Source organism: Acidimicrobiales bacterium, from assembly GCA_036378675.1.
In the GTDB taxonomy this organism is placed as follows: domain Bacteria; phylum Actinomycetota; class Acidimicrobiia; order Acidimicrobiales; family Palsa-688; genus DASUWA01.
Genome location: DASUWA010000042.1, coordinates 1 through 26,671 on the forward strand (window position 1 = coordinate 1; position 26,671 = coordinate 26,671).

General features: G+C 65.5%; 26 protein-coding genes. 16 read left to right on the plus strand and 10 right to left on the minus strand.

Translation table 11 applies throughout. The features are described from left to right. Positions 1 to 212: 212 nt before the first annotated feature. Positions 213 to 1,502: a sialidase family protein gene (locus VFZ97_13530; protein HEX6394453.1), complete on the plus strand. Its 1,290-nt coding sequence runs from the start codon at positions 213 to 215 to the stop codon at positions 1,500 to 1,502. On the opposite strand, the gene VFZ97_13535 is transcribed toward VFZ97_13530, so the two are convergent. Further along, entirely contained in the window at positions 1,499 to 2,728 is a 1,230-nt protein-coding gene (locus VFZ97_13535; protein ID HEX6394454.1) for a thiolase family protein, read from the minus strand. The genes VFZ97_13530 and VFZ97_13535 overlap by 4 nt on opposite strands. 234 nt (positions 2,729 to 2,962) lie before the next feature. Here VFZ97_13535 and VFZ97_13540 point away from each other — a divergent pair, with 234 nt between their 5' ends. The 4 genes from VFZ97_13540 (at position 2,963) to VFZ97_13555 (ending at position 5,623) form a co-directional block, all read left to right on the plus strand. After that, entirely contained in the window at positions 2,963 to 3,355 is a 393-nt protein-coding gene (locus tag VFZ97_13540; GenBank protein ID HEX6394455.1) for a hypothetical protein, read from the plus strand. Between the two features lie 62 nt (positions 3,356 to 3,417). Beyond that, on the plus strand, positions 3,418 to 4,323 hold the full coding sequence (locus VFZ97_13545) for a TIGR03619 family F420-dependent LLM class oxidoreductase (protein HEX6394456.1): 906 nt from the start codon (positions 3,418 to 3,420) through the stop codon (positions 4,321 to 4,323). Further along, the gene (locus VFZ97_13550; protein HEX6394457.1) at positions 4,308 to 4,766 is read left to right on the plus strand and encodes a nuclear transport factor 2 family protein; all 459 of its coding nucleotides are present in this window, start codon (positions 4,308 to 4,310) and stop codon (positions 4,764 to 4,766) included. Before VFZ97_13545 ends, VFZ97_13550 begins: the two co-directional genes overlap by 16 nt. Beyond that, positions 4,763 to 5,623 carry an SDR family oxidoreductase gene (locus VFZ97_13555; GenBank protein ID HEX6394458.1) on the plus strand — a complete coding sequence of 287 codons (861 nt, stop codon included), beginning with the start codon at positions 4,763 to 4,765 and terminating at the stop codon, positions 5,621 to 5,623. The genes VFZ97_13550 and VFZ97_13555 overlap by 4 nt, the downstream gene beginning before the upstream one ends. Here the strand turns inward: VFZ97_13555 and VFZ97_13560 are convergent. Then, positions 5,620 to 6,252, minus strand: a complete 633-nt coding sequence (locus VFZ97_13560; protein ID HEX6394459.1) for a helix-turn-helix domain-containing protein — start codon at positions 6,250 to 6,252, stop codon at positions 5,620 to 5,622. The genes VFZ97_13555 and VFZ97_13560 overlap by 4 nt on opposite strands. Positions 6,253 to 6,332: 80 nt before the next feature. On the opposite strand from VFZ97_13560, the gene VFZ97_13565 reads away from it, so the two are divergent. Together VFZ97_13565 and VFZ97_13570 are read left to right on the plus strand one after the other, a co-directional pair. After that, positions 6,333 to 7,928, plus strand: coding sequence for an MFS transporter (locus VFZ97_13565; protein ID HEX6394460.1), 1,596 nt, complete (start codon positions 6,333 to 6,335; stop codon positions 7,926 to 7,928). A 502-nt stretch (positions 7,929 to 8,430) separates the two neighbouring features. Further along, positions 8,431 to 10,065 carry an NRAMP family divalent metal transporter gene (locus tag VFZ97_13570; protein HEX6394461.1) on the plus strand — a complete coding sequence of 545 codons (1,635 nt, stop codon included), beginning with the start codon at positions 8,431 to 8,433 and terminating at the stop codon, positions 10,063 to 10,065. Between the two features lie 34 nt (positions 10,066 to 10,099). Here VFZ97_13570 and VFZ97_13575 read toward each other — a convergent pair whose 3' ends face one another. The 5 genes from VFZ97_13575 to VFZ97_13595 form a co-directional block, all read right to left on the minus strand. Then, on the minus strand, positions 10,100 to 10,666 hold the full coding sequence (locus tag VFZ97_13575; protein ID HEX6394462.1) for a PadR family transcriptional regulator: 567 nt from the start codon (positions 10,664 to 10,666) through the stop codon (positions 10,100 to 10,102). A 147-nt stretch (positions 10,667 to 10,813) separates the two neighbouring features. Further along, positions 10,814 to 11,194 carry a hypothetical protein gene (locus VFZ97_13580; GenBank protein ID HEX6394463.1) on the minus strand — a complete coding sequence of 127 codons (381 nt, stop codon included), beginning with the start codon at positions 11,192 to 11,194 and terminating at the stop codon, positions 10,814 to 10,816. Between the two features lie 141 nt (positions 11,195 to 11,335). Then, positions 11,336 to 11,533, minus strand: coding sequence for a hypothetical protein (locus VFZ97_13585; protein ID HEX6394464.1), 198 nt, complete (start codon positions 11,531 to 11,533; stop codon positions 11,336 to 11,338). Positions 11,534 to 11,584: 51 nt separating this feature from the next. Further along, positions 11,585 to 13,834 (minus strand): PQQ-binding-like beta-propeller repeat protein, encoded by a 2,250-nt coding sequence (locus VFZ97_13590; protein ID HEX6394465.1) that lies wholly within the window; start codon positions 13,832 to 13,834, stop codon positions 11,585 to 11,587. 135 nt (positions 13,835 to 13,969) lie between these two features. Beyond that, a complete protein-coding gene (locus tag VFZ97_13595) occupies positions 13,970 to 14,740 on the minus strand; it encodes a hypothetical protein (protein ID HEX6394466.1) in 771 nt (256 codons plus the stop codon). Positions 14,741 to 14,894: 154 nt separating this feature from the next. Between VFZ97_13595 and VFZ97_13600 the strand changes: the two genes are divergently transcribed. The 9 genes from VFZ97_13600 (at position 14,895) to gmd (ending at position 21,352) form a co-directional block, all read left to right on the plus strand. Further along, on the plus strand, positions 14,895 to 15,050 hold the full coding sequence (locus tag VFZ97_13600; GenBank protein HEX6394467.1) for a hypothetical protein: 156 nt from the start codon (positions 14,895 to 14,897) through the stop codon (positions 15,048 to 15,050). Positions 15,051 to 15,096: 46 nt separating this feature from the next. After that, positions 15,097 to 15,648: a dTDP-4-dehydrorhamnose 3,5-epimerase gene (gene rfbC / locus VFZ97_13605; GenBank protein HEX6394468.1), complete on the plus strand. Its 552-nt coding sequence runs from the start codon at positions 15,097 to 15,099 to the stop codon at positions 15,646 to 15,648. Positions 15,649 to 15,670: 22 nt separating this feature from the next. Then, positions 15,671 to 16,621 carry a decaprenyl-phosphate phosphoribosyltransferase gene (locus VFZ97_13610; GenBank protein HEX6394469.1) on the plus strand — a complete coding sequence of 317 codons (951 nt, stop codon included), beginning with the start codon at positions 15,671 to 15,673 and terminating at the stop codon, positions 16,619 to 16,621. Positions 16,622 to 16,670: 49 nt separating this feature from the next. Continuing rightward, positions 16,671 to 17,984: an FAD-binding oxidoreductase gene (locus VFZ97_13615; protein HEX6394470.1), complete on the plus strand. Its 1,314-nt coding sequence runs from the start codon at positions 16,671 to 16,673 to the stop codon at positions 17,982 to 17,984. Further along, a complete protein-coding gene (locus VFZ97_13620; GenBank protein ID HEX6394471.1) occupies positions 17,981 to 18,745 on the plus strand; it encodes a decaprenylphospho-beta-D-erythro-pentofuranosid-2-ulose 2-reductase in 765 nt (254 codons plus the stop codon). Before VFZ97_13615 ends, VFZ97_13620 begins: the two co-directional genes overlap by 4 nt. After that, positions 18,742 to 19,377, plus strand: coding sequence for an HAD-IB family hydrolase (locus VFZ97_13625; protein HEX6394472.1), 636 nt, complete (start codon positions 18,742 to 18,744; stop codon positions 19,375 to 19,377). Before VFZ97_13620 ends, VFZ97_13625 begins: the two co-directional genes overlap by 4 nt. A 275-nt stretch (positions 19,378 to 19,652) precedes the next feature. Beyond that, on the plus strand, positions 19,653 to 19,820 hold the full coding sequence (locus tag VFZ97_13630; GenBank protein HEX6394473.1) for a hypothetical protein: 168 nt from the start codon (positions 19,653 to 19,655) through the stop codon (positions 19,818 to 19,820). 3 nt (positions 19,821 to 19,823) lie between these two features. Continuing rightward, positions 19,824 to 20,252, plus strand: a complete 429-nt coding sequence (locus tag VFZ97_13635) for a type II toxin-antitoxin system VapC family toxin (protein HEX6394474.1) — start codon at positions 19,824 to 19,826, stop codon at positions 20,250 to 20,252. Between the two features lie 134 nt (positions 20,253 to 20,386). Further along, a complete protein-coding gene (gene gmd, locus VFZ97_13640; GenBank protein HEX6394475.1) occupies positions 20,387 to 21,352 on the plus strand; it encodes a GDP-mannose 4,6-dehydratase in 966 nt (321 codons plus the stop codon). A 22-nt stretch (positions 21,353 to 21,374) separates the two neighbouring features. On the opposite strand, the gene VFZ97_13645 is transcribed toward gmd, so the two are convergent. The 3 genes from VFZ97_13645 to VFZ97_13655 all read right to left on the minus strand — a co-directional run bounded on the left by VFZ97_13645 (position 21,375) and on the right by VFZ97_13655 (position 26,584). Then, positions 21,375 to 23,276, minus strand: coding sequence for a SpoIID/LytB domain-containing protein (locus VFZ97_13645; GenBank protein ID HEX6394476.1), 1,902 nt, complete (start codon positions 23,274 to 23,276; stop codon positions 21,375 to 21,377). 93 nt (positions 23,277 to 23,369) lie between these two features. After that, positions 23,370 to 24,341, minus strand: coding sequence for a polysaccharide deacetylase family protein (locus VFZ97_13650; protein ID HEX6394477.1), 972 nt, complete (start codon positions 24,339 to 24,341; stop codon positions 23,370 to 23,372). Positions 24,342 to 24,442: 101 nt separating this feature from the next. After that, a complete protein-coding gene (locus VFZ97_13655) occupies positions 24,443 to 26,584 on the minus strand; it encodes a S8 family serine peptidase (protein HEX6394478.1) in 2,142 nt (713 codons plus the stop codon). Positions 26,585 to 26,671: the final 87 nt, after the last annotated feature.

Here is a 26,671-nt window from a genome sequence, read left to right on the forward strand (position 1 = left end):
ACGATCCTTCGCCGCCAAAGGGACGAAGAACCCGCCTGGAGTGCACGATAGGCGGTGAAAAGTGTCCTGATCTCGGCAGATTTCGGGTGATACCCAGCTAAGTTCCCGCTTTTTCCGTGTTTTGACGGTTGCTCCGTGAGCCCGGCGCAGGTTTGGGGTAGGGCATGTTCGCCGTCGTCGGAAGACAACTCTTAGCTGGGAGGACTTTGATCGTGAGTGCCGCAAGAAAGAGGGGTTTCGTACCTCGCGTCGTCGCTGGCGCGGCCGTCCTGGTCGCAGCAAGCGTCAGTTCCTTATTGGCTCATACTTCCGCTGGCGCTGCGCCGACCCTGAGCTTCGCCGCACCGGTCCAAGTCGGCACGGGCGGGAGCGAACCGGGCATCGTGCAGTCGCCCGACGGCAACCTGTTCATCAATGCTCCCGACGGGCTGCTTTCGAACGGCACGTCACCGAGCTTCGTTTTCAAGTCGAACGCTCAAGGTCTGAGTTGGACGCTCACCCCGCCGGGCGCGAGGGCCAACAATCCTGGCGGAGGCGACTCGCAGATCGCGGTGGATCCAGCGACGGGCACGCTCTCCATGATCGACCTGTGGCTCGGCAGCGCGACGGCTTCGGTCTCGACCAACGACGCCAGCACATGGACCTCCCAACCCGCCGGGGGTCATCCCGTCCAGGACCGCCCGTGGATCGCATCCGCGGGTGGCGGGATCGTGTACGAAGCGACCCATGCGGTGCCCGCAGGTATCGTCGTTGAGAAGTCCACCGACAACGGGTTGGCATACGGTCCCGGTGTCCTGGCTGCGACAGCCGCGGACCAGACCGGTTGCGTTTGCCCACCTGGAAACATCATCGCCCAGGGCGGCGGCGGCTTCCTCGGGACGACCGACAAGGTTGGAGTCGTGTACGCAACCTCTACCGGGGGCGTTAACTTCGCCCACTCGGCCAACGGTGGAACCACCTGGACGAACACGTCGATCCAGGCCGCCAGCAGCAACACCACCAACTCCGCGTTTCCGGTCGTCGCCAACGCCGGAGGGAACCGGCTCTACGCCACCTGGCTGAACGAAACAGGAAATTCGAGCGTCGTCGCGTTCAGCACATCCGCGGACTGGGGCAACACTTGGTCATCACCGACGACCATCGTCTCTTCTGGCACATCCGTGTACCCCTGGGTTGCGGGCAGCGGAACCACAGTCGCCGTGTCGTTGTACAACACGCCGTCGGCCTCGGCAACGCCGGACGGAGTTCCTTCCAACGCGCAATGGTTCGAGTCGGCTCTGAAGAGCACCGACGGCGGGACGACCTGGTCCTCCGTCACGACCGCCGACCCGACGCCGGCCAAAACCGGCCCGGTTTGCACCGGAGGAACCAACTGCAGCGCCAACCGCGAGTTGGGGGACTTCCAGACCGACACCCTCGACTCCGCTGGGCACGTCGATCTCAGCTACGTGCGAGTGCCATCGGCGGGAGTCGAGGACGTCGAGTTCGTCCAAGGCACCTAGGCGGCTTCGAGGAGCAGCGCGACTCCCTGTCCCGACCCGACACAGACACCCAGGATCCCGTACCGGGCCTGGCGCTTCTTGAGCTCCGTCGCCAGGGTCAGGACGTACCTGGTGCCTGAAGCCCCGAACGGATGGCCGATAGCAACCGCGCCGCCGTTCGGGTTCAGCTTGTCGTCCGGCACCTCGAATCCGTCCAGCTGACGTGGCAGTTCCCGCAGCACGCCAAGTGCCTGGGCGGCAAACGCCTCGTGGACCTCCCAAATATCGATGTCTTCCGGCGAAAGTCCAGCCCGCTCGAGTGCCCTAGCCATGGCGAAGGCGGGAGCGATCCCCATGATCTGAGGATCCAGGGCGTGGGTCGCCGACGCCACCACCCGAGCCATCGGGGCGACCCCCAGCGATTCCGCGGCTGCTCCGCTGGCCAGGACGATCGCGCTGGCGCCGTCGTTGAGCGCCGAGGAGTTCCCGGCGGTCATCTGCGTCGTGTTCGGTTGGGGCGCAAGCTTGGCGAGCTTCTCGGCCGTGGTGTCACCTCTGATTCCCTCATCGTTCTCGAACAGCCGGGCCGGTTCGTTCCTGGTCGCCTCGATCTTGACCGGGTGGATCTCCAGGGCGAACCTGCCGGAGTCGCGCGCCGCCGCCGCGTGCTGGTGCGACCGGAGGGCGAACGCGTCTATCTCCTCGCGAGAAAGCTTGTAGAGATCGGCGACGTTCTGGGCCGTTCGGATCATGTCGATGTAGGCGTCTCGAGCAAGCAAGGTGGGATTCGGGGGTCCTCCGGCGCCAGCCCACATCGTGTCCAACAGGAACACGGGCCCGCGCGGGCTGAACGGGGCGTCACCCTTCATGTACGCCCACCCTGACCGGGACATCGACTCGACGCCCGCCGCCAGTCCGACTCCCATCTCGCCCGCGCGGATGGCGTGGGCGATGTTGATCGCCCCGCTGAGCGACGACGCGCAGAACCGGTTGATCGTCACTGCCGGAACAGAATCCGGGAACCCGGCCGCGAGCGCACCCCATCTGGCGACATCGCCCATGCCCTCGTGGGCGACGTTGACGCACCCGGCGGTTATGTCCTCGATCCGCTCTAGCGGCACGCCGACCTTCTCGCAGGCGGCCACCATCGTTTGGCCGAGTAGATCGTCGGTGCGAAAGTGCGATAGCGATCCGCCGTAGCGCCCGAAGGGCGTGCGCACTCCACCGAGGATGAAAGCGTCGCTCATATGAATCAGCTTTACACGGACAGACGCCTTACGGGACTGAAGAAATAGGCGCCCTTGGGCGTTCAAACTGCTGGCGGGCCGGGCGTGGCGTAGTGGCTACTACGCCGGAGAAGTGTTAGTGCGAGGTTTGGTTTGAACTGCAGGATCTGCGGAGATGCCCTCGACCCCCGACGGGTCGAGTTGGGCTACGACTATTGCTTGAAGGAAGAGTGCCAGCGGCTTTGCCTCAAGGGCGTGAAGCTGGCGTCCGTGGGCGTGAACAAGGCCGCGGACTATTACATGAGCGCCGAGGAAGTGGCAGGGCCGCATCTGCCGCCCCCGACCTCCAGTGATACCAGCGAGCCGGCACCGCCCGAACCCAGCGACGCGGGTGAAGCGCCACCGGCGCAGCCAGGAGTAAGAGACGGCCGGCGCCCCACCACGACGCTCGAGCGGCTCCGTGCCCTCGAGTCGAAGCTGGACCGAGACCTGAAACGAAGCTTCGAGCGCTTCGAGCGAGGGGACATCACGTCGGGCGAGATGGAGCGAGAGTGCGACCGGCTGACCGCCGCCTTCAACCGGGTTGTGATGGCGGAGAACATCCGGTTCCGCTCGATGCTGCGGCCTCGGCGCGCTCGTACGCGGTAGCTCCCCTGGCCAGGTTGACGCTCGGCAGGTGAAGCCGAGCAGCCCTTGGCTACGGTTGCCGTGTGGCCGACCAGCGCAAAGTACGAGTTACCCTGCGATTGCCGATCGCATCTGAACCCGGTTCCGATCCCGCCTCCCTGATCGACCTCGCTCGGCGGGCAGAGGCAGCGGGTTTCGGCGCGGTGTCGCTCTCCGATCACGTGGTGATGGGACCGCGTGCGGACCGGTACCCCTGGGGCGACTTCCGGTTTCCCCCCGAGGCTCCCTGGAATGAACCGCTTACCATGCTGACTGCGATCGCCGCGTCAACCACGGGCATCCAGCTGACCACCGGCATCGTGATCGTCCCATTGCGACCGGCGGTCCTCCTCGCGAAATGGGCCGCCACCATTGATGTCGTGTCGAACGGCCGTCTCGAACTCGGTGTCGGGACAGGCTGGCAGATGGAGGAGTTCGACGCGCTGGGGGTCGATTACTCCCTCAGAGGGCAGATGCTCACCGACGCCATTGGTGCCTGCCGGGCTCTGTGGACCGGCTCGCCTGCGTCGTTCCATTCCCCCACCGTCGATTTCGACGAGATCTGGTGCGATCCGAAGCCGGTGCAACCGAATGGGGTTCCGGTGCTGTTCTCGGGAACGCTCAACCAACGCAACAAAACGCGCATCGTGGAGCTGGGCGATGGCTGGATCCCGATCATGACCGAACGACGGCCGGGCATCGCGGCGGGCGTTCAACAGCTGCGCGAATTGTTCGAAGCTGCGGGCCGCGACCCGGGAGATCTGCGCGTTCGGTCAACCGCGCGGGTCGGGTCGACAATCAGCGAAACCCTCGAGAAGTCCCAGGCACTGGTCGACGTGGGGGTCAACGACATCGATGTTCCGCTCAGCGCCCTCCATCAAGTCGGGGTCGACGACTTCTTCGCCGATGCACAATCCGCGCTGAAGGAGGCCGGATGGGCGAGCCGCTAACCGACTCCGACCTGATCGAGCTCCGGCGGCTGGTCGACGCGTACGCCGACGCTGTTGACCGCAAGGACGAGAGCCGCTTGCTCAGCTTGTTCACGGGTGACGGTGTTCTCCGGGTCCAAACCGACGAGGGACCCATCGAGAACGAGTGGGCGGGACCAGCGCTTCCCAACTCTTACGAGCCGTTGCAGCCCTACCAGCGGACATTCCACCACGTCGGAGGTGCGGTGTTCGAGGCGGACGACGGCGGCGCATCGGGCAGGGTCCACTGCATGGCGCACCACTACCAAAAGACGAGCAACGGCCCGGTCGATCTGGTCATGATGATCCGTTACCACGACCGCTACTCGGTCCAAGCAGGAGCATGGCGCATCGCCGAACGCCGGGTGGCGATTGAGTGGACCGAGTTGCACCCAGCTCATCCCCTGCGTCGTCCGCGGCGATGACGGTCGCTTTCGTTACCGGTGCCAGCAGGGGTATCGGCGCCGCGTGTGCCGTCGCGCTCGCCCGTGCCGGCTTCGACACCGCGCTCGCAGCTCGCACGGAAAAAGAAGGCGCGGGAGTGCTTGAAGGCGATCTGCTCGGAAATCGAGAGGATGCTCAGATCGCAGGAAGCCTTCAGTCGGTCGGGTCGGTCATCGAGGGGCTCGGCCGGAAGGTGCTGAAGGTTCCTATGGACGTTTCGGATCTCTCTTCGGTGGAGTCCGCTGTCGATCGCGTGCACGACGAATGGGGACGCGTTGACGTAGTCGTCAATGTGGCCCACTACCGGGGACCCGGCTACGACGGCCCTCTGCTTGGGACGCCGCTTGACGTCGTGGAGCGCACGCTTGTCGGGGACATCCTGGCGCCTCTCCTCATCCTGCAGAAGACTGTTCCCGGAATGATCGAGCGGGGTTCCGGAACTGTCGTGAACATGTCGTCCTACGTCGCAGCCAGCAACCCGCCTGGTCCCGCCGGCCGCGGCGGGTGGGGTCTTCCCTACGCGGTCGGCAAGGGCGGGTTCGACCGCATTGCCGGGGTCCTTGATGCCGAGGTCGGCGACCGCGGCGTGGTGGTGTACAACGTGGAGCCCGGGCTTACCGCTTACGGGGAGCGACTGGTCGTACAGCGCCAGCAGTACCCGTGGGCGGACATCAACGAACCGGAACCGATCGGCGAGGCCGTGGCATGGCTGGTGGCCCACCCCGAGGAGGCAAGACCCCTTCGAGGCAAGCGTATTCACCTGCCAAAGATCGCGCGAGACATCGGAGCCATTCCGCCGCAGACGGCCGGCTCATCAGGCTCGGACCGTCCGGGTTAGCCACTCGCGTGGAGGCGCTGCAACACCGACGAATCGCCCTTCGACCGCAGGCCCCGCCGCCGCGCTTCCCCGATCGACAGCCGACCTGACAAGACGCCCAGCATCAACGACGGCGGCCCCTCGAGCACAAGATCCGGCGATGAACCCGCGCCCAGGCGCGTGTTGACCTCTCCGCCTGTCACCTCGATGACAGCGGGTCCATCCTCGGTTCTCACCTCGATCTCCAGCGGACCGCCACCTGGGTCGCTGTCCGAGAGGAACTCGGACACTGGAAACGTCAACCAGTGGTTCCGGAACTCTTCATCACCGGTGGGCTGGATCATGAAACGAACTCCCCAACGCCCGAGTGCCCTGATCGCCGGTTCGAGCTCTCTTCCGTCGTCTGTGAGGTGGTAAAGCGTCGTCGCAACCGGGGGCGGTGCCGCCTCCCTCCTGACCAATCCAGCGGTCTCCAGTTCGCGGAGACGCTCGGTGAGCAAGTTGGTTGCGATCCCGGGTAGCCCGTTCACCAAATCGGTGTACCGGCAGCCCCCGCGAATCAGGAGCTCCCGGACAATGAGCAGCGTCCATCGATCGCCAACCACGTCAAGCGCCTTTGCCACCGAGCAGTACTGGCCGTAGGAACGCATGAGCGGAGTCTATCCGGATGTGACTAGAGATACACACGTTCTTGCTTGACTTTTTCAAGGACGACGGCTAGAACCGACGTATGCGCTCGAAGGCCGTCGTCCTGACCTCGTTGCTGCTGGCATCCTTCGCGATCAATCTCGACACCACGATCGTGAACGTCGCATTGCCATCGCTGGTTCGGGAGCTGCATGCGACGACGACCCAACTGCAATGGGTCGTGGACGCTTACAACCTGGTGTTTGCAGCCCTGCTGCTGACTTCGGGAAGCTTGTCGGACCGGTTTGGGAGAAAGGGCATGCTCCTGGCGGGGTTGGGCGTGTTCGGGCTCGCCAGCCTGGTGGGTGGTTTCACCGATACTCCGGCTGAGCTCATAGCCGCCCGAGCGGTGATGGGGCTTGGGGCCGCGATGATCTTTCCCGCCACCCTTTCGCTGATCGCCAACGTGTTCACGGAACGTCGTGAGCGTGCGGCCGCGATCGGTTTGTGGGGGGCAAGCGCCGGCGTCGCCATAGCCCTGGGCCCGATCGTGGGCGGCTGGCTGCTCGAGCATTTCTCGTGGTCGAGCATCTTCTACGCGATGGCCCCCGTAGCCGCCGTCAGTGCGGCACTCGTAGCCATAAGTGTCCCAACGTCGCGGGACCTGAAGGCTCCTCGGGTCGACCTCGCAGGTTTCGTCCTGTCCACTGCGGCGATGGCGGTCGTCGTGTACACGATCATCGAAGCGCCCGACTACGGGTGGGCGAGCTCAAGGAGCGTGGCGGGCTTCGCAGGGGCAGCGGTGCTGTTCGCCTTGTTCATCGGCACCGAGCGCAGGAGCGCGGCTCCAATGCTCGACGTGCGGCTGTTCCGCAACCTCCGCTTCACCGCCGCCAGCGGCTCGGTAACGGTGGCGTTCTTCTCGCTCTTCGGCTTCATCTTCTTGATGACCCAGTACTTCCAGTTCATCCGCTCTTACGGTCCACTTTCGACGGGCGTTCGGCTGCTCCCGGTTGCCACATCGGTCGCGGTCGGATCGGTTATCGGCACCCGCATGGCGGTGCGAGTAGGGACGAAGCTCGTCGTAACCGTTGGGCTGCTCGCCGTCGCCGCCTTTTACGCCTGGGTCGCGAGCGTTATCTCCCTCACTACCGGTTACGGAACGATCGCCGCGCAAATGGTCCTGTACGGGATCGGGATGGGATTCACCTCGGCTCCGGCGACGGAATCGATCATGGGAGCGGTCTCGAAGGACAAGGCGGGGGTCGGCTCCGCTGTCAATGACGCCACCCGGTTGCTCGGAGGAACGCTTGGGGTCGCCGTCATAGGTTCGGTGTTCTCCTCGTTATACGGCCGCCGGCTGTCGGCTCGTCTCCCGGCGCGCTTTCCGGCGGCTCTGTCACACGCAGCCCACCAGTCCATCGGCGCCGCACTAACCGTCTCGTCCCGTTTGAACGCAGCGGGACGGCCCGCGCTCGGGAATGCGGTGCATCACGCAGCATCGAGCGCTTTCATCCATGGACTGATCGTGGGGTGCGTGGTGGCGGGAGGCGTGGCCGCGGCGGGTGCGCTCGTAGCCGCTCGCTTCTTGCCGGCCCAACCGCCCACGGTCGCCGATGTTGACACCATCACTACGGCCGCTCCCGAGATCGCCGATCCCGTCCGAGGGGACCTCGGTTCGATCGCCCTGGAATCCTGAGTACTCAACGTTCGGGTCTGTTATCTTGCAGCCCGATTGCCGGTCCTGATGACGGCGCTTAGGGGTTGACGGGCTGTAGCCTGTTGTTGGATACTCCGTCTCGACGTACGTTTGATCCCGAGGAGGTGACCAGATGAAATCAGACCCTCCCAGTACCTGGCGCCTCCGACCCGCGCTCTGACGAACGTTTCACGCTGACACAGCCGAGAACGTGAGGCGCTCCTAGAGCGAATTTGTATGTCGCGTTCGGCGCGGTGGTCGGAGTCGCGCTTTCAACTGTTGGCGGTTTAGCCGCCATTCGGCCTTGATCCCATTGCGAGTCGCAACCTCTGACGCGCGCGTGTCGTGAAGCGCGTCTAACCGCAAAGGAAACGCTCATGTTCCGCTTGATAGCCGTGATTGATTCTGTTTGTCCACTTCTGGTGCCTGATTCGTGCCGCGCCCACGTTGCCACGGAGCTTTCGGATCGGTCGCCTCGCCACGTGATGGGAGGTGGGAGGCGATGACGACTTCCACCACCAACCCCACCGTGAGGGGTGCCGCCGTCCTCGACACCGAGCATCTCGGCGACATACGCGGGGCGCTTGGCAGCATTCCGCGCGGCGACACTGCGGCGCGCCCGGGGCTGTCGGCGAAGATCAAGACGCTCCTCGCGATCGTCGGGCCGGGACTGATCGTGATGGTCGGCGACAACGACGCAGGCGCTTTCGGTACGTACACCCAGGCCGGACAGAACTACGGCACGCGCCTCCTCTGGACTCTGCTGTTGCTTGTCCCCGTGCTGTACGTGAACCAGGAGATGGTCCTCCGTCTCGGAGCCGTGTCCGGAGTGGGCCACGCCCGACTGATCCTCGAGCGCTTCGGCAGGTTCTGGGGAGCGTTCAGCGTGATCGACCTGTTCATCTTGAACGCGCTCACGATCGTCACCGAGTTCATCGGCGTGACGCTCGCAGCCGGTTACCTCGGATTGCCCAAGATCCCTTCGGTAATCCTCGCCGCTGCCGTCATCGTCGGAGCGGTTAGCACCGGCAGTTTCCGCCGTTTCGAGCGGATCTCCATGGCGCTGGTGGCCGGGTCGTTGATCTTGATCCCGGTCTATCTGATGGTTCACCCGTCGGTATCGGCGATGTCGAGGAGCTTTGTGGTCCCGGGTCTGCCCCAGCACGCCCAGCTCTCGACGGTAATGCTCCTGATCATCGGGATCGTCGGAACAACGGTTGCTCCATGGCAGCTGTTCTTCCAGCAGTCGTATGTCATCGACAAGAGGATCACCCCTCGCTTCATCAACTACGAGCGGGTTGACCTGTGGATCGGAATCGCGATCGTGGTGATCGGCGCGGCTGCGATGTTCGGATTCTCTGCGGCGGTGTTCGCCGGACACCCGGAGTTCGGCAACTTCACGGATTCCGCAGGGGTGGCCGCTGGGCTCGGAAAGTACGTGTCGCGTATTGCGGGTGACCTCTTCGCGATCGCGTTGCTCGACGCGAGCATCATCGGTGCTGCAGCGGTGGGTCTGGCAACCGCTTACGCCAGCGCCGACGTCCTCGGCTTCAACCATTCGCTGCATCGTCCGGTCTCGAAGGCGAAAGGGTTCTACGCCTGCTACGGCGGACTGATGGCCGTTGCCGCTGTCCTGGTGCTCGTCCCCGGTGTTCCGCTCGGACTGCTGACCGAAGGCGTGCAGACCCTTGCCGGCGTCCTCCTGCCCAGCGCGACTGTGTTCCTGTTGCTGCTGTGCAACGACCGGGAAGTCCTCGGGCCGTGGGTCAACTCGCGCCGCACCAACCTGTTCACGTCGGCCGTGATCTGGCTGCTCGTGCTCCTGTCGATCATCCTGACCGCCGGCGTTCTCTTCCCGAGCATCACCGGCGGCCAGATCGTCGAGGTCCTTTTCGGAGGGAGCGCCCTCGGGCTTCTGATCGGTGGCTATCTCGCCCTTCGAGCGCGGCAGCGCCGGCGAATAACCGACCCGGCAGAGACGGAGGACAGGGACACCTGGCGCACGCCTGCCCTCCACCTACTGGCGAAGCCGATCATGTCGACCCAGCGCAAGATCGGGCTCATAACGATGCGGGGTTACCTGCTCCTTGCGTTCGGATTGGTGATCGTCAAGATCATCCAGGTCGCGGTGAAGTAGAGAAACGTCCCGAGTCGTCGAGAGCTAGTTCGAGCTAGCTCTCTGCGAGCATCTGGTAGAGCTTCTGACGGGCGTCCTTCAGAGCCTCGGTCGCCCGATCGACTAGAGCAGGGTCTCCGGCCGCCTGGACCTGCTTCGCAGCCAGTGCGAGTTGGGCCAGCGCGAGCCGGAGCGCCCTTCGCCCGGACAATCCCTCCGCGCCCTCCCACGGAAACTGGTCGTCCTCGGCGTTCTCCACTTCCGCGCGCCCGGTGTCAGTGAGCTCGTAGACCCGCTTCCCGCCGTCCTCGTGCGAGCGCAGGAGATCCTGCTCCTCGAGCATCTGCAAAGTCGGGTACACCGACCCTGGGCTGGGCCGCCAAAGACCACCGCTCTTCTCCTCGAGGCGTCCGATGATTTCGTATCCGTGGGCGGGGCCGTCGAGCAGCGCCCTGAGCAGGGCATTCCGGATGTCGCCGCGACGCATGCGTCCGCCGCGGCGGCCTCGAGCCCAGGGCGGGCCGAAGCCTTCGTCTCCCGACCAGGGTCCGTGCCCATGTGCATGAGCGTGGGGTCCCCGGCCTCTTCCAGGAACGTCAGTGAAATGATTGAATCGTGTCATATCACGACTCTATCACGATATATCGTTAAGTCGCATTATTTTGGCCTCCGAAGCGACGAGAGCCGGCGACGGGTTTGGCACCCATCACCGGCTCTTTTGGTCGCGATCGGCGCTCTATCGCGAGCGCCACATAGATAGTGGGCGGGCTCAGGCAGCCCGGCGGGACGGACGGGAGCGACGCTCCGCTCCACGTGGTCCCCGACTGTTCATGTTCCGGTCGGCTTCCAGTTCCGACCAAGCTTCGGTCATCACCCGCTGGAATCCGGAAAGGACCTCGTAGAAGAGGCGCCTTTGGAAGTTGAGGGTCTGCTGCGCCAGCTCGAAGCTCAGATCGAGGAATCGTGCTGGCTGGCTGACTGCGATCGGCACTGCCGCGCGCATCAGCTCGGTGAAAGCGTGAACAGTGTCAGCGATGGCTTCTTCGCCGGTCGCTTCGCCGGATCGCAAAGAGTTGTAGACGCTTTCAATCGCGTCCGTGCTTTCATCGGCCGAGGGGCCTCGGCCAGTTGTCTCTGACGTAGTCGGCATGGTCGCAGTCCTTTCGTGGGGCTACGAGTTGGTTATACCGAGGCTGTATTTCTGGTCGCCGACGTTTGGGGAAAGTCCCCACGAAATTCAGTCGAACACGGGGTTACGGCGGCGCGGCACGTTCGCCTGCCGTGATCGTGTTCAGCGCAAGTCGTGCTCGTCGTCGTCTTCGACGGTCTGCTCCTGCTCGAGGACGTCCGACTCTGACGCCTCGAGGGGCATCCGGCGGGGGTACTCGATAGCCGACTCGTGCTCGTCATCGTCTGACGGCCACGGTGCCGATGACACCTCACGGTGTTGGTCGAGAGCGTCCGCCTCGGGGATGAACGAGTCCGACATCGGCCCCATGTTACGCCGGAATCGGCGCATCAGAGGGGGCCGATGCTCGTTTTAGACGCCCGTCGCCCCCACCATTGGGCGGTTCAGATGGGTGCCACCCTTGGACCCGTAGAACGGGGCGTTGAAGTTGAAAACTCCTCCATCGGACGCAACCAGCCAGTAGCCGTTCGTGCTCCTGTCGGTGGCCATCCCGATGATCGGGGCGTTGAGACGGATGGCGCCGGTCGACCCTAGGTAGGGAGCATTGAAGTTGAAGATCCCGCCGTCCGACGCCACCAGCCAGTAGCCCCCGGTCTGCGGGTCGGCGGACATGCCAACCATGGGTCGGTTCAGGCGAATCGCGCCAGTGGAACCCTCGTACGGAGCGTTGAAGTTGAAGATCCCACCATCTGAGGCAACCATCCAGTAGCCGCCGGTAAGTGGATCAGCAGCCATGCCCACGACGGGTTGGTTGAGGCGAATTGCACCGGTCGACCCGTAGAACGGGGCGTCGCCGTACGTGAAGATCCCGCCGTCGGACGCAACCAGCCAGTAGCCGTTCCCGTCGGGGGTGGAGGCCATCCCGACGATCGGTTTGTTCAACGGTGCGCCTCCATGCGAACCGAAGAAGCGGGCATCCCCGAAGGTGAACACTCCTCCGTCCGAGGCGACCAACCAGTAGCCGCCGCCGTCGGGGGTCATGGCCATGCCGACGACCGGCGAGTTGAGGACGATGTTGCCGGTCGAGCCGCAGTACGGAAGGTTGCCGAAGTTGAATAGCCCTCCGTCGCCGGCCGTCTCGTAGTAGCCGGTGGCGCGGCCGCTCGGCGCGTTGCAAGGCACTTGTACGACGGGAGGCGGTGTGCCGGCGTTACCGGTGAGCTGCGGGTCGTGGTGGAACTCGGGCCATGCGCCCTTCTCCGTGACGAGGCCGCCATTGGACCCGGCGACTTCGTAGTGCCGGATCTCGCCCGAGTTGCTGCCGTTGTAGCCGGCGATGGTGATGCCGATGAGACCGTTCGGGTCACGCGTGATTAGCGGCGTCGACTGGACCCCCACCCCTTGCTCGACCACTGCAACCTGGGCTCCGGTCCTGCCGTCGAGTACCACCACGCCGCCCGTCGTGCCGACGATGACGTCCTGGTAACCCTGATTGAAAAGATCGGCGGTCGCCGCGCCTCCGAAGACGCCTCCGGGGACCGGCGTGCGCCAGATCACGCCTCCGTTGGCACCGTTGAGGGCGTAGACGCTTCCGCTTGCACCGTTGTTGTAGTCCGTACCTTGGACCACTTCGAGCCCGCCGTTACCGAAAAGGTCAGCCAGCGCCGGGCTGCTGGACGTATCGCCGTCGAGACGGGTCTGCCAGGCTCGGTTGCAGTTCTTGTCGATCGCGATGACGGTGTGGTTGTCCGAGTTGTTTATGTCCCGGGCGTCGTTGCCGGTGCCGGCGACCGCGCCATTCGCACCGCCGCCGAGGAACTGCCCGACGGCCGGCGACGAGATCACGTCTTGGTTGGTGTTGTACTCGCAGAAAAGCCCTTGGTTCGGCTGCCCGAAGCCAGCGCTCCCCGTCGGGTGGAGGATCCGGATGTGCCCGCCGTTGGTGTATTGCTGCCCGTAGGCGATGCCGGCCGTTGACGCACCGCCTTCGACGATCTGAGGCTGGCCGTTGCCCTCGATATCGGCGATCGCGGCGGTCGAGAAGACCGTGTCAGCTTGGAACCAGGGGAACCCACCGATTTCCGCTCCGTTGGTCGCGTTATAAGCATCCTCGTTCTGACCCAAAGAAGGGGCGACGACGCCATTGGGGGCGACGCTGATGCCGGCGCTGACGCCGTGGGCCTGGTTGTTGTTCGTCGGGGGATCGTGTTCGATCTGGTGCCAGACGAGCCCGCCGCTGCCGTTGACCGCGTAGGTGCCGCCGCTGAACGGGGTGGCAGCGTTGCCGGCTCCGAAGTAGACCAGCCCTCCTGAGGTGGACGGAGGGGAGTCGACGGGGATACCGCCGGTGTTGAAGGGCCAGCCCGGGACGGCTCCGCCGGACAGGTAATAGGCATAGACGTGCCCGGCCCGGTCACCCACTACCGCGGCGGGGCCACCGGGAAGGTTGGCCACGACGGGTGACGACATCGCGATCGGATTGCCTGCGTCGCCGAGGGTGACCGACCAGGTCTGGTTGATGGACGGGAGGGCGCTCGCAGTCGGTACGCCCCCCGGGACGGTGATGCTGATCACCCAGGCTGCGGTCGAGACTGCGGCCCCTACCCCGAGGACCCTGTTTCTGCCGCCTACCCGCCCGCGCCGGTTCGTTCTGATTGTCACGATGTATTCCTTCGGCATCCCGCCGGGCGCCCTTGACCTGCCTGCCGGCCGAAATTGTAGCGGTAGCAAGCAAAGGGCCGGCCCGCTAAGGGCCGGCCCTCCTCCTCAGACCCCGTTGAGGTTTTTGGCTGAGGACTACGCCTCTCCGGCGGTCGGCGGGTTGCTCGAGCCGGCCTCCGTCCGAGGCATGGTGCCGGTCGGTGGTCCGGCGGTGTCGCTAGCAGCGGCGCCAGCGGCGGCGGCGGAGCCAGTGCCCATTGCGGTACCGGCCATCATCGGGCCAGGGCCGGCGCCGGCGGACGCCTCGGTTGGCGCCGCCGGCGCCATGCCGGCATCCCCCTCGTGCTCCAGCACTACGCGCGGGTTGGCGATCCCAGCCTTCAGGGCCATTCCGCCGAGGATGGCAAGCAACACACCGGGGCCGAGGTTGGCGCCGATCTGGTTGATGAAGTCGTTGCGCGGGCTGCCGGTCGGTGCGAAAGCGGCCGACGACTCGAACCACCTGTAGGCGGCGGGGCCGATCACCAACCACGCGCCGGCGGCCATCGTGAGCAGCGCACCGATGCCGAGACCACCGCGTTTGCCGGCACCGCTCGCACCTATGGTTCCGAGCATCACCAGGCCGGCGAAAACGCCGACCGCACCGGGCACCAGGTGAAGAAGCCAGTTCTGCATCGTCCAGTCCCAGGCGTTGGTGGTGGTCGGGCGGAAGTCGAAGAGCGGTCCCACGAACACGGCGATCCCCGCCCAAGCGGCGAGAAGCAACACCCAGACGCCAACGCCGCCCGCTCCTAGCGGACGGGCAAAGGCACGGACGCCCGCAGTCGGGAGTGCTTCGACCCGGCGCCCGCGGCCGAAGGGACTGAACCGCCGATGTCGCTGCGGATGATCGATAGCCCACGTCATGACATGAACTCCTTCCAGGCAACACGTGCCGCCTGCACGCCTGCGGAATCAACTCATCTCAATTGTTCCCCTGACCAGCGAAATCCAACCGTGCCGCCTGGCCGGCGCAGCGGCTTACCCTGGGACCAGAACCCGAAAACGAGGAGGCGGTGCGTTGTCCCAAGACCCGGATCCGACCGTCCAGCGCGATGACAATCACGGGGACGACGACGGTGAAGACGATGAGGAAGAGTCCGACCTCGACGGCGAGGAATCGTTCCCGGCCAGCGACCCGCCGGCCCACTGGATGGGTGAGGACAAGCGCCGCTGATCGGCGTGATGGGCGCCACCGCGACCAGGTCTCCTAGTCTCTCGCAGTGCCCAACATCTCCGAGTCCGACACCATCAAGGGCGTCTGGATCGTCGACCCGGACGGCCACGGCGACGAGCGTGGCCGGTTCTACGAGACCTACCGCCGGGAGTGGTTCCCGCTCGGTAGGGAGATGATCCAGGGCAACCGCTCCGACAAGGCCGCCGGCGCCGTGGTCGGCCTCCACTATCACCTGCACCAGGCGGATTACTGGCTGTGCACCCGCGGAACCGCCAAGGTCGTGCTCCACGATCTGCGTGAGGGATCGCCCACCGACGCGGCCACCCTTCACCTCGAAATCAGCGGCGACAACTGCCGCGGAGTGTTCATCCCGCCGGGAGTTGCGCACGGTTTCGCTTCGCTGACCGATCTGACCCTCACCTACCTGGTCGACGGCTATTACAACCCCGACGACGAGCTGGGCGTCGCCTGGGACGACCCGGACGTCGGCGCCGACTGGGGCATCGCCGACCCGATCCTCTCCGACAGGGACAAGAAGAACCCCTACCGGGCGGATCTTCCGCCTGGCCGGCGCCCCTACATGGGGCTCCGCCGCTAGTGGTCACAGCTACCATTTAGCGGTGGCCAGGACGCTACGTTCACCGGCGGTCGCCGACGCGCTCGAGGCGCCGCCGCCAGAGGGCCGCCGCGGCTCGGTTGCCGCCGGACTGCTCCGGACGGCGCGGATCCGGCAATGGCCTAAGAACGTCCTCGTCTTCGCCGCACCCGGCGCTGCAGGCGTCCTGACCCCTGGCGCAGCGCTGTGGCGCACGCTTGTAGCGGTGGCGCTCTTCTGTCTGGTCTCGTCGGGGACCTACTTCCTGAACGACGCGCTCGACGTGCAGGCCGACCGGCTGCACCCCACCAAGAGATTCCGTCCGGTCGCCGCGGGAATCATCAGCGTGCGGACCGCGGTGATCGCGGGTGTCTCGCTCATGGCTGTCTCACTCGCCGCGGGGACCGCGCTGCGGTGGCGACTCGGCGTCGTTCTGGCGATCTACATAGCGGTCCAGTTCGCGTACAGCTTCTACTTCAAGCACCAGCCGATCTACGACCTGGCCGCAGTGGCCGCCGGGTTCGTTCTGCGGGCACTCGCCGGCGCGGTCGCCGTTCCCGTGCGGGTATCCCAGTGGTTCCTCATCGTTGCGACCTTCGGCAGCCTTTTGATGGTGACCGGAAAGCGCGTTGCCGAGCACGCGGAACTGGGCGACGAGCGCGGGGCGCACCGGGCGACCCTCGACGAGTACAGCTCCACTTTTCTCCGCACCGTTCTGGCGATATCGGCCGCCTGTGCGATCCTCGGCTACTGCCTCTGGGCGTTCAGCTTCGAGACCGCGAGGGTCCACCATCAGCACGACCAGATCTGGTTCCAGCTGTCGATAGTCCCCGTGATGATCGCCCTGCTCCGGTTCACCTTCCTGGTCGAGGCAGGCAAGGGCGCCAAGCCGGAGGAGCTCGTGCTGGCGGACCGCCCGCTGCAGATGCTGGGGGTGGTGTGGGCGGTGCTGTTCGCCATCGGCGTTTATGGGTGACACGCGCGCGGTAACAGGGTGGGGTCGCACCGCCCCGACGGTCGCTTCCGTGTCGGCTCCGACTCACCCGGAGGACCTCGCAAGGGCGTTGGAAAAAGTAGGACCCCGCGGCCTCATCGCCCGCGGTCTCGGCAGGAGCTACGGGGACGCGGCCCAAAACGCCGGCGGCGACGTCGTCGTCACCACGGCCCTGGACCGGGTTCTGGACATAGACCTCCAGTCAGGCCAGGTCCGGGTCGAAGCCGGGGTGAGCCTCGACAAGCTGATGCGCGTCATGGTGCCCCTCGGGTGGGGGCCGGCGGTCAGCCCCGGCACTCGACAGGTGACCGTCGGCGGCGCGATCGCATCTGACATCCACGGCAAGAACCACCATCGCGACGGGACTTTCACGCGGCACGTCAAGTCGATGATCCTCGAGACGCCGGCTCTCGGTGAGATGACGGTCGGTCCCGACCAGGAACCCGATGTGTTCTGGGCGACCGCGGGCGGCATGGGGCTGACCGGGTTGATAAGAGAGGCAACTCTTCAACTTCTCCCGATCGAAACCGGATACATGCGCGTCGACAGCGAGCGCTGCCCCGACTTGGACACAGTCATGCAACGCATGGCGGAACAGGATCAGGAGTATCGCTACAGCGTCGCCTGGATCGACTGCCTCGCGCGCGGCGCATCACTGGGAAGGTCGATCCTAGAGTTCGGCGAGCACGCCACGATCGAGGATCTTCCAGCGAGGAAGCGCGGTTCTTCTGCTCTGCGTTTCGACGCAGCCGAGCGTCTTCCCGCCCCGCCGTGGGCGCCTTCGGGCCTGTTGAACCGCTGGAGCATCGCGGCGTTCAACGAGATGTGGTTCCGCAAAGCGCGCAAGCGATCGGTAGGGCATGTTGTCAGCGCGGCCGGATTTTTTCATCCTTTGGACATGGTCGGCGGATGGAACCGCATTTACGGTGCGCACGGTTTTCTGCAATACCAGATGGTCCTTCCCGACGGCGCGGAGGAAACCCTTCGGCATTCGATCGAGTCGCTGAGCGAGGCCCGATGCGCGTCGTTCCTTGCGGTGCTGAAGCGGTTCGGCGCGTCAAATCCGAGTCCGTTGTCGTTCCCCCGGCCCGGTTGGACTCTTGCGCTGGACATTCCCGCGACGGCAACTGGTCTCGGCGAACTGTTGGACCGCCTGGACGATGAAGTTGTCGGCGCCGGCGGGAGGGTGTATTTGGCGAAGGACTCGCGCTTGCGGCCTGATCTGTTCGAAGCGATGTACCCCGAGCTTCCGCGCTGGCGCGAGATTCGTCGGCGGTTGGACCCCGACCGCGTGCTTCGCTCCGACCTGTCGCGCAGGCTTGGACTTGACGAGGAGGAGAAATGAAGGACGCATTGGGTGCGGTGCAGTCGGTATTGGTGCTTGGCGGTTCGTCCGAGATCGGCACCACGATCGCAGCCAAGCTCGCTGCGCCCAGGCGCGCGACCGTCGTCCTTGCCGGACGCAACCCCGCCTTGATGGAATCGGCGGTCAAGCAGGTCAGCGATGCGGGTGCCGGACGGGTCGAGACGTTGCGCTTCGACGCCCACGACACCGCCGACCACGAGGCGATCATCGCCAAGGCCGCTGACTTGGCGGGAGGCGACCTGGACGTCGTGATCCTCGCGTTCGGTCTGCTGGGGGATCAGGAGACCGACGAGCAGGGTGGCGAAGGCGCGGTGAACCTCGCGTTGACCAACTACGTGGGAGTCGTGTCAACGGGTCTTGCCGCCGCGCGCGCTCTCAAGTCGCAGGGCCACGGGACGCTCGTGTTCCTCTCTTCGGTTGCAGGCGAGCGGGTGCGCCGTGCCAACTTCATCTACGGGTCGTCGAAGGCGGGCATGGACGGCTTCGCCCAAGGCCTTGGGGACGCCATGGCGGGGACCGGTGTGCAAGTGCTGATCGTCCGTCCGGGGTTCGTCACGACAAAGATGACCGCCGGGATGAAAGAGGCCCCGTTTTCGACGACCGCCGACGCGGTGGCCGAGGCGACCGCGAAGGCCATTGGGTCGGGCAAGGAGATCATCTGGGTACCGGGCGTGCTGCGGCTGGTGTTCACTGCCTTCCGGCACCTGCCCCGCGTGGTGTGGCGCCGGCTGCCGATGTGAGCTCCGACAACGTAGGCGTCGCCGCGTTCGACTTCGACGGCACGCTCGTCGACGGGGACAGTCTGCCCCGGTACCTCTCGCAGCTGCTCGGGCCTAGGCGGTTCGGGGCGGCTCTGGGGCGGTCGGTGCCGGCGATGTTGTCGGGCTATCGCGGCTCGGGGCGTGACGGGGCAAAGGCGGCGCTGCTCGAGCGGTCGGTCGCCGGGGTGCCCGTCGCCCACGCCACGACCGTCGGCGAGCGGTTCGCCGCGCAGCTCGCTAGCGAGATCAGGCCGGAGATGGTCGAGCGCCTCGCCTGGCACCACGACGCAGGGCACCGCACCGTGCTCGTGTCGGCGTCGCTCGCCCTCTACCTCGAACCCTTCGGGAAGCTAATCGGATTCGACGACGTGATCTGCACCCGGCTCGAGGTCGGTCCGGAAGGGCTGCTGACCGGGAGGCTTCAGGGAGAGAACGTCCGGGCTGAGCAAAAGGCGCTCCAGCTCGGCCGGCTGCTCGGATCGGAACAAGTCACCATGTGGGCCTACGGGGACAGCCGGGGAGACAGGGAGATGCTCGCAATGGCCGACCACCCGACCCGCGTCCGCCGTGTCGGGAGGCGGCGGCAACTGGGCTTGAACGGCCGTTCCTAACCGAGCGGAGAACGTTACCCTCTGAGCATCGAGGAGGAACCGTGAACGCTCCCACCTATCCGATCAACGTATTTTGGAGCGCTGAGGATGGTGCCTGGGTGGCCGACCTACCCGACCTCCGTTATTGCTCGGCGACTGGGGATTCGCCCCACGAAGCAGTGGCGGAGGTCGAGGTGGCAATTGCGGTGTGGCTAGAGGCAGCTCGAAACCGTAAAGCAGTTTGAACGCGCCCTCTCCTTAGGGGAGCGTCGCAGCCCGCCAGTAGCATAGAGAACGTGAGCATCCGCCACGCCGATCTCAGTGAACTCGAACACCCCAGCATCGCCGAACCCGAGACACGCAAAGCCCTCCGCGATTGGTGGGACCGCTGGGAACGCTTACCCGTCGTGAAACGGGACCGGCCCGCTGCCGAGGTGCTCTCAGAGGAACGCAAGCGCGACTAGCGGATGCCTGTCCGCTACGTGCTCGACGCCTCCGCCGGCGTCGACATCCTCCAACGCACCCCCGAAGGCCAAGCACTCTCCTCCGTCATACGCGCCCAGAACGATGACGAACCCGAGCTTTGGACCGTCGAGCACTTCCATGTCGAAGTCGCCAAAGTCATCCGCAGAGACACCCTCGCCGGTGTCCTCGACGACAACGAAGCGATCCACCTCGTCGAAGTCCTCGCTGAGTGGCCCCTCACCGTCGTCTCCGTCGCCCCACTGCTCGTCGAAGCCTGGCAGCTACGCAACAACCTCACCGTCCACGACGCCCTCTACGTCGTAGCCACCCGCCGCCTCGAAGACGCCACCCTGGTCAGCAGCGACACCAAGCTCCCCAACGCTCCCGGCGTCGATGTCCCGGTCATTACCCCCGATCGACTACCGAGCTGAGCGCTGACTCGGTCGGGCGACGACGGTGGGTGAAGATGAATGGACCGGGTCGGATTGGGCCAACCGTTCTCCACTGACCACGTAGCCGGATCCGCGGTGTACTTGGAAGGCCTAGATTCCGCGAGAATGGCCGGATGGCACGTAAGGCTTTGATCACCGGCATCACCGGCCAAGACGGCTCGTACCTCGCCGAGCTGCTCCTCGACAAGGGGTACGAGGTGATCGGGCTCCACCGCCGCAGCAGCACGGTCACATTCGAGCGGATCTCCCACCTGACCGACCACCTGACGCTGGTGCCGGCCGACCTGCTCGACGAGTCGTCGCTGATCAGGGTGCTCAAGGACCATCGGCCGAACGAGGTTTACAACCTCGCCGCCCAGTCCTTCGTGCAGACGTCGTTCGCCCAGCCGATCCTGACCGGGGAGGTCACCGCCATCGGCGTGACCCGCCTGCTCGAGGCGATCCTCATGGTCGACCCCTCCATCCGGTACTACCAGGCGAGCTCGAGCGAGATGTTCGGCAAGGTCCTGGAGGTCCCTCAGACCGAGCGGACGCCCTTCTACCCCAGAAGCCCTTACGGGGTGGCCAAGGTCTACGGCCACTGGATCACAGTGAACTACCGGGAGAGCTACGGCCTGCACGCCAGTTCGGGGATTCTTTTCAACCACGAGAGCCCCCGGCGGGGTCTTGAGTTCGTGACACGCAAGGTGACCTTCAGCGCCGCTGCAATCAAGCTCGGTTTGCAGAAGACGGTTTCGCTCGGCAACCTCGATGCCCAACGAGACTGGGGTTACGCGGCCGACTACGTCCGCGCGATGTGGATGATGCTCCAGCAGGACCAACCCGCCGACTACGTCGTCGCGACCGGCGAGACCCACCCGGTGCGTGAGTTGTGCCAGATAGCGTTCGATCAGGTGGGGCTCAACTGGGAGGACCACGTCGTCGTCGACGAGCAGTTCCTCCGGCCGGCCGAGGTCGACCTGCTGATCGGTGATCCGGGCAAGGCTCGGGCGAAGCTCGGCTGGAAGCCGGAAGTCGGCTTCGAGGAACTGGTCAGAATGATGGTCGACGCCGACCTGGCCGCCCTCTCGGGCAAGTAGCTCGGCCTCTACGCGGGTGGCGTTACTGGCCCTTGTGCGCGAACACGCCGAGGGCCTGCGAAGCCCATCCGCTGACCGTGGACGCCGGGTCGCCCATATACGGAGCGTCTCCGAAGCTGTAGACACGGCCACCGATGCTGGTCATCAGGTAACCGCCGCCGTCTGCGGTCGGGGATACGCCGCTGATGGTGTCGGAGACGCCTTCGCCGGGGAGTGAGCCGACGTAGCCGGCGTCTCCGAACGTGAAGATCCCGCCGTCCCTCGCGACCAGCCAGTAGCCGCGACCGTCGGCAGTGGGCACCATCCCGACGACCGGCTGGTTCAGACGGATCGACCCGGTCGATCCGTAGAAGCCTGCGTCGCCGAACGTGAAGACTCCCCCGTCGGCGGCGACCAGCCAGTAGCCGCCGCCGTCCGGTGTGCTCGCCATGCCGACGACGGGCTTGTTCAGCCTGGTCGCGCCGAGAGATCCATGGAACGCGGCGTCGCCGAACGTGAAGATGCCGCCATCGCCGGCATATAGCCAGTAGCCCCTCCCGTCGTGGGTTGAGGCCATCCCGAGCACCGGGGCGTTGAGGCGCATCGCGCCGGTCGAACCGTAGAACGCCGCATCGCCGAACGTGAAGATGCCGCCGTCCTTGGCGACGAGCCAGTAGCCCGCTCCGTCATACGTCGGCGCCATGCCGATCACGGGAGCGTTCAGCGGCCTGCCTGCCATCGACCCGTAGTTGGGAGCGGATCCGAACGGGTACACGCCGCCAGTGTTGGCGACGACCCAGTAACCGTCGATGCCGCCGCTCGACCCGATGTTGGTGATGCAGAACCAGTCCGATTTCAGCCCCATCGCCCACTGGAATTGATCGCCGCTGATCGTCACGCGGCCGGAGGTTCCGCTGAGAACCATCTGGGTGACGCGGCCGCCCATGTCTCCGAGGCCGTTGCGGCCGGTGATGGCGATCGACTGCAACGTCCCCACCGATGGGAACGCCTGCTGGACCGAGCCTGTAGATATGGAGGCCGTCCAGTTGTGGTTGGGGTTCGAGGACGTCGAGTCGCCGCCGTCGACGACCGCAGGGAAGGCCCCGCCGGCGGTGTAGCCGCCCGTCGACGAGGAGAACTCGGTGAGGGCCACGCTCCCGACGGGCCTGGCGGACGGGTTGCCGGGTGCCCACACCCGCACCTGGCCGGCGGTGGTCGCTTCGGCTTGGTCGGAGTACTGGGTGTACGAGCTGTTTTCGACCGCGCCAGACACGTCGGGGTCGCCGCTGTACACCTGGCATGAGGTCGTGTCGCAGATGGTGCCCGACCCGCTCCCGGTGTACGCCCACGCGTAGCTACGCGCGGCGACGGCCTGGGCCTGAAGGGCCGCCTCTCCGTTGTACGCCCCCCACGATGCGGGGGACTCGGCGGGGACGACGCCCTTCACGTAGGCGTCGAGCGGGACGATGTTGATCGTCTGGTTGTTGCCCTGGACCTGGATGGAACCCTGAAATGCCCGCCAGCTGCCACCGGGCCATGCGACGGAGACGTCGCCGCTCGAAGGGGTGTACGTCTGGCCTGCGGTGACAGTGTGAGTACCTCCCGAGTCCCTGACGGTGACGCTGCTCTGCCCGTCGAGCTCGACCAGATGGACGTTGATGTTGGGTGAGCCGACCGACCCCATCGTCGTCGACCCGTAGTAGTGGTCGAGGATCCACGTGTAGCTCTGCCCGGAGACCGCATATCCGTACGCGCCGTACTGTCCCATCCCCCGGCCGTGACCCCAACCGTGACCGGAGAGGTAGAGGGTTGCCGGAAGGGTCGAAGCCTGCGCGGGCTTGGCCCCGGGGAGGATGGCGAAGACCAGCGCCAGGGCAATCGTGATGTAGGGCAGGCGTCGCACGCGAAAGAACTCCAATGTCGTCGGGTCCCCGCCCAGGGCCACTTGCCAGGAATTTCTCGGCGCGATCGCGCAAAACCTGAAGAAAGGTTCGCGGCGACCAGCCCCGTCAGGCGGAGCGGGAGCGGTTCCCGGAGTTCAGCCGGTGGCTCTCGAGGTCCCGAACATCTCGTCGAGAGTGACGGGCTCCAGCTTCCTTTGAGCGATGATCGATTGGATCTGGCCGAACAGGTGGGTCACCGTCGGATGGTTGGCGTGACCGAGCATGATCGTCCCGGGCCGCAGCCACTTGACCGCCTGGGCCATCAGGACCTGAGGAGTCAAAAGGGCGGCGTCACCGAAGCTGCCGTTCCACATGAGGATGTTGGTGAACCCGAGTTCGCCCGCGATCCCGTCCGAGTGCTGGTTGTGGCGGCCGAATGGTGGCCGGTACCAAGGGCGGGAGGTGATGCCGAAGGTCTTCTGTATCCACTCTTCGTTGCGCTCGAGCTCGCTTTTCAGCTTGCTGTCCGAGAGCCTGGTCACGTCCTGGTGGCTGTAGGTGTGGTTCCCGATCTGTACCTGACCAGTTTCGATCAACGATCTCAACGTGGACGCGTGCGGCTTCCACAGGTCGTTGTAGATCCCGTTGGGCGAGAAGGTGATGTGGATGCCGGAGCTCTCGGCGAACGCGACGTAGGAAGCGACGCACCCGAGGCAGTAGCCGTCGTCGATGGTGATGGCGATCTGACTTGTCGTCTTGGGACCGTGGCTTATCGTCACCGGCGGCCCCGGGTTTGGTGCCGGGACGTTGTCCAGCTCTACAGCTGCGATCGCGGTAGTCGGAGGCGTGACTGGGGCGGCGCCGGCGTCCGCTGGTATGTAAGTGTCGGCCGCGGAGCCCGCCGGGAGCCCTTCGTCGGGTGGAGCGAGCGCCCCCGAGGTGTTCGCGAGCGACCCGGCCGCGGAACCTGGCGACGCCTCGAGGCGAGCCCCGACGGAATCGGCGCACGCGCCGAGCACAGATGCCACCCCGAGCCCGAGCAGGCCTAGGAAGCTACGCCGTCCCAGGGCGGCGTAGTCGCGGCAGCCTTGGCAGCCGCCATCAGGGTGGTCCCCCCCCTTACGCACAGCGCCTAGAGGCTAGTGCCGTGGGCTGGTCGGCTGGTGGAGGCCGACCCGGGGACGTGGTCAATACGGCTCATCTGATCAGTGGTAGCGCGGGCGAGTTCTCAGTCCGAAGCGCTGACGACAGGTGCCGGCAGCGCCACCGCGCCGAGCGACCCGTAGAAGCGGGCGTCGCCGAAGTTGAACAGACCACCGTCCGTCGCGAATAACCAGTAGCCGTGCCCGCCCGGGGTCGTCGCCATGGCGACCACCGGCCGGTTGAGCACGATGTTCCCAGTCGACCCGTAGAAGCCGGCGTCCCCGAAGTTGAAGATGCCGCCGTCGGTCGCGACCAGCCAGTAACCCTGCCCGCTCGAGGTGGGCGACATCCCTACCACCGGTTTATTCAGGCGGATGTTTCCGGTCGATCCGTGGTAGCTGGCATTGCCGAACGTGAAGATCCCGCCATCTGCGGCGACCAACCAGTACCCGCCACCGTCCGGCGTGCTGGCCATCCCGACGACCGGTTGATTGATGTGGCTTCCGCCCATCGAACCCAGGTACGGGGCGTTGAAGTTGAAGATGCCTCCGTCGGATGCGACCAGCCAGTAGCCGCCTGTGGCCGGGTCCTCGGCCATTCCAACTATCGGCTTGTTGAGGACCCTATTCCCTGTCGATCCGAAGTAGCCGGCGTCGCCGAAGTTGAAGATCCCTCCGTCGCGCGCGACCAGCCAGTAGCCGAGACCGTCAGCGGATCTGGCCATGCCGACGACCGGCTTGTTCAGCGGGGAACCCGCCTTGTCACCTTCGAAGATCGAGGTCCCGAAGGCATACACCGCACCGTTTGACCCCGCCATGTCGTAACCGTTGAACCTGGTGGGCGGGTTCGACTCGGCCTGCAGCGCGGCCGGGACGTTGAGGACGCCTCCATAGATCGAATGGGTAGCCGGCGGCTGTGATCCGCTGTTCGGCCCGCATCCCCCGTTGCCGCCAGTCGGGCTGGCAGTCTGCTCCAGCAACTGGGTGATCTGAGGCCCGGTCAGGTTCGGCGCATGAGCGACCATCAGCCCAGCCGCGGCGGCGACTTGCGGTGCCGCCATAGAGGTTCCGTCCAGGACGAAGTAGTCGTAATTTGTCGTCGCATTCCCCGTGCCGTTCCAAGTGGAGACGATGCCCATCCCGGGAGCCGCAATGTTCGCCGACGAACCCCATTGCGAGAAGCACAGGACCGTTCCGTTGTTGTCGGTCGCCGCGACCGAGAGAACTCCGGGGTAGGAGGCGGGGTAGGTCGGCGAGTCGTAACCGTCGTTCCCCGCTGCAGCAACCACTACCACGTTGTGGGCAAGCGCATACTCGACTGCCCGTTGCTCATCGGGATCCGGACCGCACGCCCCGGGTTGGCCGATCTGGTCAGCGAAGGCGCACGAGTAGTTGGCCAGCGACATGTTGATTACCCGGTCGCCGGCGTCAACCGCGTCGTAGATCGCCGTGGCCACATCGACGGTGTTTCCCTGCCCTTGGTCATCGAGCACCTTGAACATGTCGACGTTCAGGTTCCAGCCGAGGCTGGCCACGCCGGTGTGGTTGTCGGTGTCCGCTGCGATGATGCCGCTTACGTGGGTTCCGTGCCCAAGTACGGGATCCCCAGCCTGGCTCGGGTTGCCGCAGCCAGGGTCGTCGCCGGCGCACACGTTGACTGCGCTGCGAATCTTCCCGGCAAGGTCGGGGTTTTCATATCCGCCGGCTCTGGAGCCGCTCGCGGCCACCCCGCTATCGAGCACCGCGACGACTACACCGTTCCCTTTGGTGATGTCCCACGCCGCCGGTGCGCCGATCGTGTTGAGATAGGCCTGGTTAACCGGACCGGCCTCGGTGATGAAGTTGCCGTTGTTGTCGTAACCGCCGACCGGCGGTGGACAAAATGTCATGTAACACGGGTCATTCGGAGAAGCGGTGGCGTGGACGGGGCGGGCGATCGACGCGTAGCCGACGCCCCGGTCGCGTTGCAGCCGGGACAAGACGGATGAAACCTCAGAGGCCGGTACGCGCATCACGTATCGGTCGTGGGGGGCGACCTTTAGGCTCGTACCCGGTAGGCCGGCAAGGACCGAGGAAGCGCGGACGGCAGCGCTCTTCAACTGCACCACCACGGTCTCGTACGTGCCGGGCTCAGATTGCGCGGTCGCGCCGCCCGCCGTAAGGACGGGAATAGCGAGCGCCCCGCCAGCGAGCGCGGCTTGTACAACTCTTCGGATCCGGGGCCGCACGACCGGACACAGTAGGTTACCGGACGACCCAGGAAAAACCGCCCCAGCCACAGTTGATCCTGAATTGTCGGGCGCTGGTACCGTTGC